At 71.2% G+C, this 15,206-nt stretch carries 9 protein-coding genes; 3 read left to right on the forward strand and 6 right to left on the reverse strand.

Annotated features, from left to right (window positions below):
• Positions 1–29: 29 nt before the first annotated feature.
• Complete coding sequence (locus tag OG559_RS22255) at positions 30–1,514, reverse strand: GH1 family beta-glucosidase (protein ID WP_405106576.1); 1,485 nt, start codon at positions 1,512–1,514, stop codon at positions 30–32.
• Positions 1,515–2,420: 906 nt separating this feature from the next.
• Between OG559_RS22255 and OG559_RS22260 the strand changes: the two genes are divergently transcribed.
• Entirely contained in the window at positions 2,421–5,318 is a 2,898-nt protein-coding gene (locus OG559_RS22260) for a glycoside hydrolase family 48 protein (protein WP_405106578.1), read from the forward strand.
• A gap of 302 nt (positions 5,319–5,620) precedes the next feature.
• On the opposite strand, the gene OG559_RS22265 is transcribed toward OG559_RS22260, so the two are convergent.
• Positions 5,621–6,346, reverse strand: coding sequence for a DUF3159 domain-containing protein (locus tag OG559_RS22265; protein ID WP_405106580.1), 726 nt, complete (start codon positions 6,344–6,346; stop codon positions 5,621–5,623).
• A gap of 85 nt (positions 6,347–6,431) precedes the next feature.
• Between OG559_RS22265 and OG559_RS22270 the strand changes: the two genes are divergently transcribed.
• A complete protein-coding gene (locus OG559_RS22270; RefSeq protein ID WP_405106582.1) occupies positions 6,432–7,319 on the forward strand; it encodes a phosphatase PAP2 family protein in 888 nt (295 codons plus the stop codon).
• 55 nt (positions 7,320–7,374) lie between these two features.
• Here the strand turns inward: OG559_RS22270 and OG559_RS22275 are convergent, their stop codons facing one another.
• The 4 genes from OG559_RS22275 to OG559_RS22290 all read right to left on the reverse strand — a co-directional run bounded on the left by OG559_RS22275 (position 7,375) and on the right by OG559_RS22290 (position 13,941).
• Positions 7,375–7,827, reverse strand: a complete 453-nt coding sequence (locus tag OG559_RS22275; RefSeq protein WP_405106584.1) for a YbhB/YbcL family Raf kinase inhibitor-like protein — start codon at positions 7,825–7,827, stop codon at positions 7,375–7,377.
• 305 nt (positions 7,828–8,132) lie between these two features.
• Positions 8,133–10,595: a DUF4127 family protein gene (locus OG559_RS22280; RefSeq protein ID WP_405106586.1), complete on the reverse strand. Its 2,463-nt coding sequence runs from the start codon at positions 10,593–10,595 to the stop codon at positions 8,133–8,135.
• 53 nt (positions 10,596–10,648) lie between these two features.
• On the reverse strand, positions 10,649–12,241 hold the full coding sequence (locus OG559_RS22285; protein ID WP_405106588.1) for a hypothetical protein: 1,593 nt from the start codon (positions 12,239–12,241) through the stop codon (positions 10,649–10,651).
• The gene (locus tag OG559_RS22290; RefSeq protein WP_405106589.1) at positions 12,238–13,941 is read right to left on the reverse strand and encodes a DUF4127 family protein; all 1,704 of its coding nucleotides are present in this window, start codon (positions 13,939–13,941) and stop codon (positions 12,238–12,240) included. Before OG559_RS22290 ends, OG559_RS22285 begins: the two co-directional genes overlap by 4 nt.
• Before the next feature lie 182 nt (positions 13,942–14,123).
• Between OG559_RS22290 and OG559_RS22295 the strand changes: the two genes are divergently transcribed.
• Complete coding sequence (locus tag OG559_RS22295; RefSeq protein WP_405106591.1) at positions 14,124–15,194, forward strand: LacI family DNA-binding transcriptional regulator; 1,071 nt, start codon at positions 14,124–14,126, stop codon at positions 15,192–15,194.
• The last annotated feature ends 12 nt before the right edge of the window (positions 15,195–15,206 follow it).

The raw sequence follows: 15,206 nt of genomic DNA on the forward strand, positions 1-15,206 counted from the left end.
CACGCCCGCCCGGGTGGGACGCGGTCGGGCTACAGGCCGTTGGCCCGGATCACCTCGCGGTACCAGTGCGCGCTGCGCTTGGGCACCCGGCGCTGGGTGGGGTAGTCCACGTAGACCAGGCCCCAGCGCTGGTCGTACCCCTCGGCCCACTCGAAGTTGTCGAGCAGTGACCAGACGTGGTAACTCTCCAGCGGCACCCCGTCGGAGACGGCCCGGTGCGCGGCGGCGATGTGGTCGCGCAGGAAGCTGATCCGCCCGGCGTCGTCGACCGTGCCGTCGGCGGAGAGGGTGTCCGCCTGCGGCAGGCCGTTCTCGGTGATGGTCAGCGGGAGGGGTCCGTAGTCGTGGGTGACCCGGGTCAGGATGTCGTACATGCCGTCCGGGTAGATCTGCTGCCAGTCCGCCTGCGAGGTGGGCCAGCGCGTGACGGTCGCGCCGTCGCCGGTGAGGTAGTACGGGGTGTAGTACTGCACCGCGAGCAGGTCGATGGGCGAGGAGATGATCTCCAGATCGCCGTCGGCGACGCCTCGGGCCAGCCGGCTGTCGGCGCCGAGGTCGTCGAGCACGTCAGTCGGATAGCTGCCCTTGAGGATCGAGTCGAGGTAGAGGCGGTTCTCGTACCCGTCGTAGAGGCGCGCGGCGCGGGCGGCCTCGGGGCTGTCGTCGGCGGCGTAGCAGGGGTGCAGGTTGAGCGCGGGACCGATCCGGCCGGCGCTGCCGGTGGCGCGCAGCGCCCGCACGGCCAGCCCGTGGGCGAGCTGGAGGTGGTGGGCGACCAGGTACGCCGCCTGCGGGTCCTGGAAGCCGGGGGCGTGGTGGCCGGTCAGGTAGCCGTTCTGCACGACGGTCTTCGGCTCGTTGATGGTCAGCCAGACCGGCACCTGGTCGCCGAGGCCCCGGAAGACCGCCTCGGCGTACTCGGCGAACCGGTACGCGGTGTCCCGGTTCTCCCAGCCGCCGGCGTCCTGCAACGCCTGCGGCAGGTCCCAGTGGAACAGGGTGGCCATCGGCGAGATGCCCCGCTCGTGCAGCCCGTCGACCAGCCGGCGGTAGAAGTCGAGGCCGCGCTGGTTGACCGTGCCGGCGCCGTCGGCCTGGATGCGCGGCCAGGAGATGGAGAACCGGTAGCTGCGCAGCCCCAGGTCGCGCATCAGGTCGAGGTCGTCGGCGTAGCGGTGGTAGTGGTCGGCGGCCACGTCGCCGGTGTCGCCGTTGCGGGTGCGGCCGGGGGTGCGGCTGAAGGTGTCCCAGACGGACTCGCCCCGGCCGTCCTCCTTGGCGGCGCCCTCGATCTGGTACGCCGAGGTGGCCGCGCCCCAGCCGAAACCGGTCGGGAAGCGCAGCGCGCCCCGGGGCCGGTCGGTCGGGTCGGTGTCGGGGTCCGACCCGGTTCCGCAGCCGGCGGCCGGGCTGCCGGCGGGCGCGGCGTCGGCGGAGGCGGGGCCGCCGGCGCGCGGGCCGGCGCCGGTGGTCCCGGCGGTGGCGGAGAGTGCGGGGCGGCTGAGCATCGACATGGGGCCTTCTCCTTGTGGTGGGTGCCCGCCGCAACCGGCCGGGAGCGCTCCCAGCATAGGGCAGGCGGGGGCGGCCGACCCCACTGCGCCGGGTCGGCTCTGCTGTGCGGAATGGTTTGGCGCGCGGCCGGTCGCGCGGACGCGCCAAGTGGGGCGCTGCGGGCGACGGTCGGGGCGCGCGGGTGTGGGCCGATAGCGAGCGAGGCCGGCCGGGCGGCGTGGCACGCCTGACCCGTCGGCCTCTTTTCCCATCGTGGCGGGGGGTTTAGTGTGGGGACGGGGGAGGGCAACCCCCGTCCCCACCTTCGATGCAAACACGCACGAGTGGAATTGGCGTCCTGCCGTGCGTGTCGCGCGGGAGCCGGGCCACGCGAGTGGCTCTGGTTCCACCTCCCTCCATTGCCGGTGGGTGGTGGCTGGCGGCGGCGTCCGGGCTGGCCCGCCGTCAGCCTTCGGGCAGTGTCCCGGGAACGTCGCGGGCACGACGACCCCGGGCAACATCTTCGGTGGATCTCCATCGATGGAAGCGCTCCCATCGGGGATGAAGCGACTGTAACGCCCGTCACGGGTTTGTGAAAGACCCAAAACGAGATCGAAACATCTGCCTGCTTCTCCCTGGCGACTCCTTGTTGTGGGAGCGCTTCCATGCCACACTGTCGACCTACCGCGACGAGGAGCCAGCTCGCGTGAGCGTGGGTCGCCGAGGGCATCCGGTCACCGGACGGCACCCGACAGGACGTACGGCCGCTGTCTGCCAGCGCCGACGTCCCGTCCCGAACCCGGCCGGGCCGGATCGACCACCATCCCGAGCACCTCCGTCCCCCCGTGCGACCCGCACGTGGAGGCGCTCCCGCCGGGGCCCCGTGCCCCGGCCTGGTCCGAGGAGACACCGCGCACATGAGACTCATGGCAAGACGTCGCCGGACGGCGATGCTCGCCGCCGCCACGTTGGCCGTCGGCGGGGTCGCCCTGCCGGCCGGCGCCGCGCAGGCCGCCCCGGCCTGCGACGTGGTCTACGCCACCAACGACTGGGGCAGCGGCTTCACCGCCAACGTCACCATCAAGAACCTGGGCGACGCCATCAACGGCTGGGCGCTCAAGTGGACGTTCCCCAACAGCAGCCAGAAGGTGACCCAGGGCTGGTCGGCGAAGTACAGCCAGACCGGCAGCGAGGTGACCGCGACCAACGAGTCGTACAACGGCAGCCTCGGCACCGGGGCGTCGACGACCATCGGCTTCAACGGCAGCTACTCCGGCAGCAACCCGAAGCCCACCGCGTTCACCCTCAACGGCGTCACCTGCAACGGCACCCCCGCCAACAAGCCGCCGACGGTGTCCCTGGGCGTTCCGGCCGGCCCGTTCGAGGCCCCGGCGGACGTGCCGCTGACCGCCACCGCCAGCGACCCGGACGGGACGATCAGCAAGGTCGAGTTCTACCGCAACGGCCTGCTGGTCAACACCGACACCACCGCCCCGTACGGCTACACCCTGGAGGACCTGCCGGCCGGCAGCTACACCGTCCAGGCCAAGGCCTACGACAACGCCAACGGCATCGCCGTCGACGAGAAGGCGTTCACCGTCACCGCGGCCTCCGGCCCGAGGTTGGTGGCCACCCCGTCCGCCGTCAGCGTGAGCGAGGGCGGCACCGCCACGTTCAACCTCAAGCTCAGCGCGGCGCCGACGGCCAACGTGCCGGTGACGCTCGCCCGCACCGGCGACGCCGACATCACCGTCACGCCGGCCTCGGTCACTTTGACGCCCGCCAACTGGAACACCGGCGCAACCGTCACCGTGGCCGCGGCGGAGGACGCCGACACCGTCGGGGGCACGGCCACCGTCACCGCCTCCGGCACCGGCATCGCCCCCCTGGCCGTCACCGCCACGGAGATCGACAACGACACCCCCGGCGGGGACAACGCCTACATCAAGCGCTTCCTCGACCAGTACGGCAAGATCAAGAACTCGGGCTACTTCAGCGCCGAGGGCGTGCCCTACCACTCGATCGAGACGCTGATCGTCGAGGCGCCCGACCACGGCCACGAGACCACGTCCGAGGCGTTCAGCTTCTGGCTGTGGCTGGAGGCCCAGTACGGCCGGGTCACCCAGAACTGGGCCCCGTTCAACAACTCCTGGACGGTGATGGAGAAGTACATCATCCCGTCGCACGCAGACCAGGCGACCGCCGGCGCCGCGGGCACCCCGCAGTACGCCGCGGAGTGGCCGCTGCCCAACCAGTACCCGTCGCAGCTCCAGCCGAACGTCCCGGTCGGTGCGGACCCGCTGCGCTCGGAGCTGCAGAGCACCTACGGCACCGGCGACATCTACGGCATGCACTGGCTGCTGGACGTCGACAACACCTACGGCTTCGGCCGCTGCGGCGACGGCACCACCAGGCCGGCGTACATCAACACCTTCCAGCGGGGCACCCAGGAGTCGGTGTGGGAGACCGTGCCGCAGCCGTCCTGCGACACGTTCAAGCACGGCGGCCAGTACGGCTACCTCGACCTGTTCGTCAAGGAGGCCAACGCCCCCGCCAAGCAGTGGAAGTACACCAACGCCCCCGACGCGGACGCCCGCGCCGTGCAGGCCGCGTACTGGGCCCTGACCTGGGCCAAGGCGCAGGGCAAGCAGGCCGACGTCGCCGCCACCGTGGCCAAGGCCGCGAAGATGGGTGACTACCTGCGGTACGCGATGTTCGACAAGTACTTCAAGAAGATCGGCAACTGCGTCGGCGCCAGCGCCTGCCCGGCCGGCACCGGCAAGGACTCGGCGCACTACCTGATGTCCTGGTACTACGCCTGGGGCGGCGCGTACGAGGCCAACCAGAACTGGTCGTGGCGGATCGGCTCCAGCCACAACCACTTCGGCTACCAGAACCCGTTCGCGGCCTGGGCGCTGACCAACGTGGCCGAGCTCAAGCCGCAGTCCCCGACCGCCGTCGCGGACTGGCAGAAGAGCCTCGACCGGCAGTTGGAGTTCTACACCTGGCTCCAGTCCGCCGAGGGCGGCATCGCCGGCGGCGCCACCAACAGCTGGGACGGCAACTACGGCACCCCGCCGGCCGGCACCGCCACCTTCTACGGCATGTTCTACGACGTCGACCCGGTCTACAACGACCCGCCGTCGAACCAGTGGTTCGGCATGCAGGCGTGGTCGATGCAGCGGATCGCCGAGCTGTACCTGGAGACCGGCAACGCCAAGGCCAAGGCCCTGCTGGACAAGTGGGTGCCGTGGGCGATCGCCAACACCACGGTGGGCGCCAACTGGTCGATTCCGTCGGACATGAAGTGGACCGGCCAGCCCACCAACTGGAACCCGGCCAGCCCGCAGCCCAACACCAACCTGCACGTCGAGGTCACCGTCAAGGGCCAGGACGTCGGCGTCGCCGCCGCCTACGCCCGGACCCTGATCGCGTACGCGGCGAAGTCCGGCAACGCGGCGGCCAAGACCACCGCCAAGGGCCTGCTCGACGCGCTGTACGCGGCCAGCGACGCCAAGGGCGTCTCGATGCCGGAGAAGCGCGGCGACTACAAGCGCTTCGACGACGTCTACAACGCCGCCGACGGCCAGGGCCTCTACGTCCCGCCGGGCTGGACCGGGAAGATGCCCAACGGCGACGCCATCGCCGCCGGCAAGAGCTTCCTCGACATCCGGTCGTTCTACAAGAACGACCCCGACTGGCCGAAGGTGCAGGCGTACCTGAACGGCGGCGCGGAGCCGACGTTCAACTACCACCGGTTCTGGGCCCAGGCCGACGTCGCCATGGCGTACGCCGACTACGGGAACCTGTTCCCGAACGGGTGACCCAGGTCCTCCGGGTGGGCGGCGCGGCCCGCCCACCCGGAGCCCGGCCGGGCCAGGGGGAACTATGAGCCCGGTCGGCGGACGGCCTGACTTCCACGGTCAGGCCGGGACGGGCCGTCCGTCCGGTCGACGCAGCGGACCGGCCGGCCCGTCCCACCGCCCGAAACCGAAGTTGCCGCGAAAAGCGCCGCGAAAATCGGCCGTCGAGGGATCACGCGACGGTCGTCGACGGAGTAACGTACGTCACCGGAGAGGCCGCTCCCCCCGTGGCGGCCTCTCCCTTCACGTCCGGGCCCCGGCCCTCACCTGTCGGCCCCGCCCGCCTCCGCCTCCCTGGCAGCGGGGCCGGGCACGGTGACCGGGTGCCGCACCCCCGGATGCCCCGCCGGCAGCGACCGGCGGATCACCAGCCAGCTCACCGCCAGCGCCGCCGCCACCAGCGGCCAGGTCAGCGCGACCCGCGCCACCACCAGCGCCACCACCTGGCCGCCGAGGTAGAGCGGCACGAAGACCGCCAGCCGCAGCACGTACGTGGCCGCCCACACCCAGCTTCCCCGCGAGTACGCCCGCAGCAGCGCCGGGTCGCGCCGCCACCGCCCCCGCTGGCGCAGCACCACCCCCACCACGGCGCCCAGCAGCGGCCAGCGGACCACGATGCTGACGACCCAGGCCAGCATGCTGGCCGCGTTGGACAGCAGTTGGATGAGGAAGAAGTCGGTGGCCCGCCCGGTGCGCAACGCGATCAGCGCGGCCACGCACACCGCGAGCAGGCCGACCAGCACCGAGCGAGGCCGGTCCCCCCGGCGCAGCCGCCAGCCCGCCACCGCCGTCCCGGCCAGCACCGCGGCGGCCACCCCGCCGACCAGTGAGTGACCGGTGGACAGCCAGCCGACCGCGAAAGCCACCGGCGGCAGCGTGGCGTCGACCGCGCCCTGCCGGCCGCCGAGCAGGTCCGCGAGCGACTCCGGCTGGCCGGCGGGGCGCGGCTCGCGGGTGGACGGCCCTCCAGGCTCGGGTGTGACGGTCACCGGCAACCTCCTGTCGGTCCGCCCCAAACTAGCGCCATAGTGTCGGCGGGCCACCGGGAGACGCTCCCGGGCGTGCCGCTACGGTGTGCGGGTGCGTGCGACGGCGAGAGGTTGGACGGCAGTCTGGTTGGTCATACTGGCCCTGGCCCAGACAGCCGCCTTCGTCGTGGTGTGGCGCGCAGCCCTGCACACCGAGCTCGGCCAGTGGGTCGACACGGTGGCGCTGACCGGCAACCGGATCGGCCAGGACACCATCGCCTCACCGGTGGACCGCATCCTCAACACCATGTCCGCCCTGTCGCTGCTGGTGGCGACCGCGGTGATCGGCTTCATCGCGCTGATCCGGCGTCGGGTCGCACTGGCCATCACGGCCACCCTGCTGATCGCCGGGGCGAACGTGACCACCCAACTGCTCAAGCACTTCCTGGTCCGTCCCGAGTACGGCATCGACCCCGAACGGGCCGTAGCCGGCAACAGCCTGCCCAGCGGGCACACCGCCGTGGCCGCCTCGGTGGCCCTGGCGCTGATCCTGGTCCTCCCGCGTAACGTGCGGGTGCTCGGCGCGTTCGTCGGCGTCGGGTACGCGGCCGTCGCCGGGGTGGCCACCCTCTCCGCGGGCTGGCACCGCCCGAGCGACGCCATGGCGGCGTTCCTGGTGGTCGGGGCCTGGGCGGCGCTGGCCGGGCTGATGCTGCTGGTCACCCAGCGGGAACAGGCCCAGGTGGAACCGGCCGACGCCCACCGCGTCGCCGCCATCGTGCTCGGCCTGGCCGGCGCACTGGCCGTGGTCAGCTCGGCGCTGGCCCTGTCCTGGCTGGTCGACCTGCCCCGGCTGGACCCCGACGAGCTGGGCCGCCGGTCGCTCTTCGTCGGCTACGCGGGCAGCGCCGCCGGCATCGCCGGCACCATGGCCATCGTCGCGGCGCTGTTGCTCGCAGTCGTGCACCGGCTCGTCCCCCGGATCAAGGGCTGACCCCGGGCCCGACGCCCGGGGCACCCGGCTGCCGGCCCGCACAGCCGGCGCTCGGTCAGCGGCGGAAGGTGCCGACCATGGTGCCGCTTGCCAGCTCCCGGCCGGCCAACGCCCGGTGCACCTCCCCGGCGGAGGGCTCGGCGGGCAGCTCCAGCGGCCGGTCCAGCGCGTACAGGCGGAAGAAGTAGCGGTGGGCCTCCTCGCCCTGCGGCGGGCGCGGGCCACCCCAGCCGGCCGCGCCGAATCCGTTCGGCCACTCCCGCCCCCCGTCGGGCACCGCGCCCTCGGCCACCCCGCCGCTTTCCGGCGTGATCCCCGTGACCAGCCAGTGCACGAACGGCTCCCGGCCGGCATCGGGGTCCTCGACGAGCAGCACCAGCTCCTGCGCCGAGTCGGGCACGTCGGCCCACTGCAACGGCGGCGAGACGTTCGCGTCGCCACGGGCGAAGCGTCCGGGCAACTGGTCATGATCGTTGAACGCGGTGCTGCGTAGCATGATGCCGGCCATCTCTGGGTGCCCCTTTCCTCGTCTGGGGCGCGTACCCGCCGGGGCCGGCGCGAAACGGGCCGCCCCGGCGACGCCTGGTGACAGCCGACCTGCCTGGGCAGTGGCGGGCCCGGCACCCGAAGCAGGCCGCCGAGCTGGACGGGTAGGGCCGGCGAGGAACAGCCGCCGGCCCTACCCGCACCCGGAGCGTCGCGGACCCGCAGACCGCCCGCCGGTCCGGTCACCGGGTGGAGAGCCATCCGGTAACCGGACCTGGGTCGAGCGGTGGTGTTGACGTTGGTCCGCGGGCCCGGTGGGGCGGACGGTCAGCCGCAGGAGGCGGCCCGGCAGGTCACCTCGATCTCGTAGAGCCGCGCCCGGCTGTCCCGGCTGCGGAGCACGTCGAGGCGGACCGCGGTTGCGCGGACCGGCGTGAACGTGTGCGTGGTGACCTGGGTCGTGTTTCCGGTGATCTCGCTGAGCACCTGCCAGACCCCGTCGACGAGGCCCGAGATCCGGTACGCGGTCAGCTCGTACCCGCCGTACTGGTGGAGCTGCACGGTGTCGATCAGCTCCGGGTCGGCGAACCCCACCTGGAGCCAGTGGCTGCCGGCCGGGTCGGTGATCCAGCGACTACCGGCGCTGACCTGGTTGCCGTCGATCACGTGCGCTGGCACGTACTTCTGCCACCAGCCCGACGCGGTGGCCGTGGCGCCCTCGGACGCCAGCGCCACGTTGCGCCACACCGCGCTGACGGTCGTGGTGGCGCTCGCGGTGAACGGGCGGAACCAGCTCGGCAGCACACCGTGCGGGGCGTCGACCGTGACGGTGGCGCTCTGCTCGGCCCCGAGCTGTCGGACCCCCACGGTCAACGGAACCTGCACCACCGCGAACGGGGCGAGCCGTACCTCGACCGGGGCCGGGCTGACCCAGCCCTGCGGGACGACGGCACCGAGCTTTGCCGTCACCGGTATGCCGACGTCGTTACGGAGCACCGCGGTGATCCGGGCGTCCACGTCCGAGTCCGGCCGAACCGTGGTTCGCACGGGCAGGGCCGAGACGGTGAGCAGCGCGCTGCGGTCGGTGGGGGCGGTGCTCAGGACGAGAGTGGGGAAAGCCTCCAGCTCCTGGTAGCGCGACCAGGCCAGCGTCATCTCCCAGGACTTCAGCCGGTGCACGACCGCGCTCACCTCGTACCAGCCGTTGTTGCCGGCTCGGATCGGGGTGCCGGCGAACTCGTCGGCGAAGAGCTGGTCGGCCAGCAGCCTGGTCCGTTCCACCGCGATCTGGTTGGCGCCCGCGAACACCTTCGTCATGTGCTGCGGATCGTCGCCGTTGTCCCGGGCGTACGCCTGGACCTGGCTGAGCACCTCGTTTCGGTAGACATCGGTGTGGGCCAGCTCCTGCAACGTCAACTCGACGTGTGCGGTGGCGGCGCCCAGCAGGATGGCCTGGCGTGCGTTCTGGAAGGGAAGCCCCTTCGACTTGCCCGGGAAACCCGGCAGGCGTCCGCTCCGGCTCGCCTGCAACAGCGCCGCGCGGACCACCGACTGGGAGATCGACAGACCGATGTTCCAACCGGACCAGCCGGCCAGTTCCCCGAACCGAATCCGGGGGGCGAGCAGCGAACGTAGCTCGCTGTCCACCTTCCCGGCCACCGCGTCGTCGCCGACCGCGACGAGGCGGCCCCGAGCCACCGCGTCGTGGATCTGGTCGGCGAAGGGTTCCAGGTCTCCGCCCCCGGCCGTGTTCGCCATCAACAGGATGTCGGCGTCGGGCCGGTCCGAGGGGCGGGCACCGAGGGTGCGCACGTATTCGTCGACCAGGGTGGCGTAGGGGACGTCCTGGTAGGGCGCGACCCACTGGTCGCCAGGGGTACGGGACCACTCGACGTCGACCGTCGGGGATTCGCCGAGCCGTTTGGTGATGTGCTTGGCCACCAGCAGCGCGCCGACGATGTCCGCGCCCGGGTAGATCTTGACCCGGTCCTGGACCCCGAGTTTCGCCGCGAGCGCGGCCAGGCCCGCCTTCTCCAGGCGGTGCGGGCCGTACTCGGTGGCGTCGTCCTGGCCGAGGATCAGGTAGTCGACGGTGCCGTTCGCGACCCGTTCGATCATGTCCCGGTTGATCTGGTGGTCCCGAGCCCGGGCACAGCTGAAGTCCGCCCTGATCTCCTCGGGGATCTCCTTGGTGACCTGCTCGTACTCGGCCCGGTGCTCCTCCTGCCCGAGGTTCTCCACCTGGTCCATCAGAATCGCCCAGCGCCGGATCGGCCCGGAGTACATGCCGGGATAGCTGCTGGTCGGCTCGATGGTGAGGCGCATGATCACGTCGAACGCGTAGAGGGGCTTGTCGGGGTTCTTCCGCTTCACCTCGTCCAGCACGGTGAGCCGCCGCCGCGCGTCGGCCAGGCTGGTGTCGCAGGATCGGGAGGCGACGAGTCCGCCGTAGGCGAGCATCGGGGCCGCGACGACCGAGCCGTCCGCGCCGGCGGCGGCCTTCCGCCACCAGGCGCCGACCGCGTCGGCCTGACCATAGGTGAAGTACTCGCCGAGCAGGTTCTTCGGTGGTGTCAGTGCCTGGTGCCCGCCGGCCTCGGCGACCGCGACCGGCGTGTACGCGGTGAACGGCCGGTCGTCCAGGGGTACGACGGCGAGCTGACCCAGGTTGGCGGGCGTTCGGGCGGCTGCGGCCGGAGTGCCCGGGAGGGCGACCGCGACGGTGAGGGTGACCGCGGTTGTGGTGATGATGCTGAGGGTGCGAGGTATGAGTCGTCTGGTGCGACGCATCGGTTCTCTCTCGTTCGGTGATGGGCGGTGAAGGGCGCCGGTCGGTGGCGCGGTCACCGGGTGCCGGCGTATCCGACCGCCTTGAGGATGCCGAGCCCGTTGTGGGCGATCGGGAGAGTGCCCCGGGTGCCCTTGCACAGGTATTCGGTGGTGTCGCTGTCACCGTCGAGGTCGTTGGTGTCCCGGGTGGGCAGGAACATCGCGACCAGTGAGCGGTCGAGCAGGGCGTAGAGCGCGTCCTGCCGGTCCGCCTGCTGCAACCGTTGGTAGCCCGCCGTGAACTTGGCCGGTACCAGCTCCTTGCGCACCTCGGCGAGGACGCCGAAGCCGACGATGTCGTAGTACTTCGCCTCGGCGTTCATGTTGGGCGAGGTGAGGCGGAAGAAGCCGCCGAAGGACAGGTGCGAGTCGTAGTCCCACGCGTCACCCGACGGCGTCGCCCCCTGGTTGTCCGGTGGGTAGTACGGGTCCACGGCTCCGGACGCGGTGTCGTCGACACAGTCGAGCGGGTCGTTGGCCGAGGCGGTGTGCCAGCCCGGGAGGCTGGTGTAGGTGGTGTAGAGGGTCGCTACGGCGGCAGCCGCGGAACTGACGCCGTTGAGCTGGCGTTCGTGGTCGTAGAGCCCGGCCAGTCCGTACTCGATCATGTCGGTGCCCAGGGTTCCGCCGGCGATCTGGCCGTTGGTGTAGGTGCAGGATCCCTTGCGGTGCCACCGGTTGTCACGGCAGTCCGCGCTGTACGCGCTCTGCGCGACCACCCGGTTCTGGCTGGTGGTGGGGGAGTCGAAGTCGAAGGTGTACCAGTCCGCACCGGCTTGGAGGCCCGTGCTGAGGAACTGCCGGGCGGTGGCGGCCGACTGGCCGTACCTGTTGTCCAGCGGTGCCACGGCTGTCTCCAACCGCTGCATGAACGCGATCGCCGTGAGATTCCAGATGGAGATCGTCGAGTAGAGGTTGCTCCAACTGGAGATCTGGTCCACGTAGCCGCCCGGCGGGGTGGTGGGCTGGTCGAGTGCGTCGACGAACGGATGGATGCCGTAGGACAGGTAGTAGGCGCGCGGGTCCTGCATACGGAGCAGGAACTCGCCGATGCCGGTGGCCGCGTCGAGGTATCCGGAGGTGCCGGTCGCCTGGTGGGCGGCCAGCAGAGCCTCGCCACACGCCGCGTTGCCGAACGAGGTGAAGTAGCGGATCGCACCGTCCGGGGTACTGGCCACCGCATCGTCGAAGATCTTCGGGGCGTTCGGGTTCTTGGTCAGTCGGTGGGCGAGTACCGCGTTGGCGAACTCGTCGATGATTCCGGTCTCCACGCTCGACAGCGACCGCTGCTCGTACGCGGCCCGCTGGTCGAGGTAGACCGAGATGAACTGGAGGCTGGTGCAGGCGGCGGTGCTCTGCTGCGGTCCGCCGACGGTGCACGGACTCGCCGGGGAGCATGGCCGGCCGGCTACCGTGAACTGGTTGGCGTAGATGTGTTCGATGTCCCGGCGCAACCCGTTGCGTACCCCGTCGTACGACGCCAGGATCCAGTCGAAGTAGCTGTCGACGAGCGGGACGGGGGTGGAGGCGACGGCCGGAGCGGCCGGGATCGGTGCCGCGACGCCGACGATGAGCGCGGCCACCAGTGCCGCTGCCCGCGCCCTCACCGGTGCCCCCGATTCGAGGTCAGGGCGATCCGGGGCTCAGCGGCTATCTCGCCGGTACGGTCCCAGGGTAGGTGGATGTTCCAGGCGTCGAGTCGGTCCACGCGGGCCGTCACCGGCGATCGTCCATCGCTGCCGAGGGCGAGCGTGGCCCCGGCGAACTCGTCGGCGAACAGCTTCTCCGCGTACGGGGTGGTGTTGTCGACCGCGTACGTGTTGATCTCGGAGAAGTAGGTCTTGATGATCTGCGGGTCCGGCTCGCCCAGCGAGGAGGCGTAGGCGGTGGTGGCGGTGCGGACGTTGTTGCGGTACGAGTCGGTCTGCACCAGCTCCGAGACGGACAGTTCGATGCTGGCTCGGGCCGCGTCGTGCAGGAGCGCCCGTCGTGCGGCCAGCACCGGCTCACCGGCGGTGGCCCGCGCGCCGGGTGGCAGGTCACCACATGCCGATCGTTGCCGCAGCGCCCAGCGGGACATCGCCTGGGCGAGGCTGATCCCGACGTTCCAGCCGGAGTAGCCGGCCAGCTCGACGTACCGGATTCGGCCGTTGAGCAGGGACAGCAGTCGCCGGTCGGAGTGTCCGGCGATCGCGTCGTCGCCGAGGGCCACGGGGCGGCCGGCCCGGACGTGGGCCACCAGACGGTCGGCGAAAGGCGCCACCGACGCGGAACTGCCACCTGTGTTGGCCATCAGGACCAGGTCGGACTGCTCCGGCTGGTCCACGACCGTCCCGCCGAGGATGTCGATGTAGCCCCGGACGAGCTGGGCGTACGGGATGTTCTGGAAGGGCGCGGTCCAGGCGTCACCCGGCACCCGGGAATACTCGATGCTCACCTTCGGACGCACGCCGGCGTCGCTGATGGCGATCTTGGCGATGAGTAGGGCGGCCACCACGTCGGCACCCGGGTAGATCACCACCCGGTCACCGACGCCCAGCTCGGCGATGCGGGCGGCGAGTGCCTGGGACTCCGGTCGGTGCAGGCCGTTGCCGGTGGCGTCGTCCTGGCCCACCACGAGGAAGTCGAAGATCCCCTCGGCAGCCCATTCGATCATCGTCAGGTTGACCCGGTGATTCCGGGCCCGGGTGGACAGATAGTCGCTTCGCACGTCGGCCGGGATCTGGGACTCCAGCGCGTCGAGCTGAGGACGCTTCTCCACCATTGCGAGGTTGTCGACCTCGTCCTTCACCGTCGCCCAGGCCCGCAGCTCGTTGCGCCACGGCCCCTCGGGGGTGAGCCGCATGATGGTGTCGAAGGCGTAGAGCCGCCGGTGCGGGCGGCGCCGTCGGACGGTCCGTACCGCCGCCAGCCGGGCGAGAACCTCGGCCTCTGGTACGGAGCTGTTGCGGGAGTTGAGCAGCCCACCGTAGGCGAGCATCGGTAGGGCGACGACCAGCGCGTCCGCCGACGTGGTGGACGAGGTGAGCCACCGGCCGACGGCGCGACCGTCGCCGGGGGTGAAGTGCCGGCCCAGGGTCTTCCGTGGCGGCAACAGGGTGTCGTAGCCGGCGCCGGTGGCGATCTGTTGCGGGGCGTACCAGGTGTAGGGCCGGTCGTCGAGCGGGACAAGAGCGATACCGCCGAGCCGTCGGGTCCTCGGCCGGGCGTGAGCCGGGGGGCTGAGGGCGGCGAGGCCGGCGCCGGCCAGACCGGCGAGGCCTGCTGCCCGGAGAAGGCCACGTCGGGACAGGGCGTGATCAGGCATTTCGGCTCCTTGCGTTGCCGGGGGGTGCGCTGAGTGTTGGATCAACGGGAACCCCGGGTCAAGACCGCCGGAGCCCGTAATTCGTATTACTGCCTCTGTCCACCCTTGACACTGGTTTCGCGGGCCGGGCAACATTCTCCGCAACAACGGTCGGCAATACCTACTACCTCGAAAGGTGGCCGGTGTCCGTGTCCGCAGGGCGGGGCAGGCTGACGCAGAATGAGATCGCCCGGATGGCCGGGGTGAGCCAGACGACGGTGTCCCTTGTGCTCAACAACCGTTGTGATGCGGCCTGGCGGATCGCCCCGGAGACCCGGGAACGAGTGCTGCGGGTCATTCGCGAGACGGGATACGTCGCCGACCCGCTCGCCCGGCGGCTGCTCCAGCAGCACAACCAGATCCTGGGCGTGTTCACCTACGAGTCGGTGTTCCCGAGCACCAGCGGGAACTTCTACCACCCGTTCCTGTCCGGCATCGAGGCGTGCGCGGAGAGCATCGGGTGCGACCTGTTGCTGTTCACGAGCGCCCCCGTGAGTGGCGGCAGCCGGCGGATCTTCCACGACAACAACCGCATCCGGCTCGCCGACGGGTGCGTACTGCTCGGTCGGGAGATTCCCCGCGACGAGCTGGCCCGGATGGTCGCCGAGGACATGCCCTTCGTGTCTGTCGGTCGACGCGACGACGCCTATCTACCCTCCGGTAAGGGCGGTCCGGTGCCCCATGTCGGTGCGGACTACGCCCAGGCCACCGCCGCCCTCGTCCACCGCGCCGTCGACCTCGGGCACCGGGTGATGGCGTACGTCGGCGCTGGTGACGGCCCCGAGTCCGCCATCGACCGGCTGGCCGGCTTCACCGCCGCGGTCCGGGAGACCGGAGTCGACGGTCGGCACGAACCGGTCGGCGGACGCACCCGGGCGGAACTGCTCGACGCACTGTGCTCGGCCAGGGTCACCGCCGTCTTCTGCGAGGAACTGGTCGAGGCGGTGGCGATGGCCGAGGCGGCGCGGGCCCGGGGCCTGTCCGTGCCCGGTGACCTGTCCCTGTTGGCGCTTGGCGATCCCACCGAACAGGCCGAGACCGACCTCGACTTCACCGGCTTCCGCATCCCCCGCGAGGACATGGGCTGGCAGGCCATCGAGGTGCTCGACGACATCCTGCACGGCCGGATCAGCGACCACCAACGGCTGCTTCCCTGCGAACTGGTCGAGGGCGAGACCCTCGATGCCCCGGGCCCGGCAACCGGCCGCAACTGACCAGCGGGGTTG

This window comes from Micromonospora sp. NBC_01405 (assembly GCF_045040155.1).
In the GTDB taxonomy this organism is placed as follows: Bacteria; Actinomycetota; Actinomycetes; order Mycobacteriales; family Micromonosporaceae; genus Micromonospora.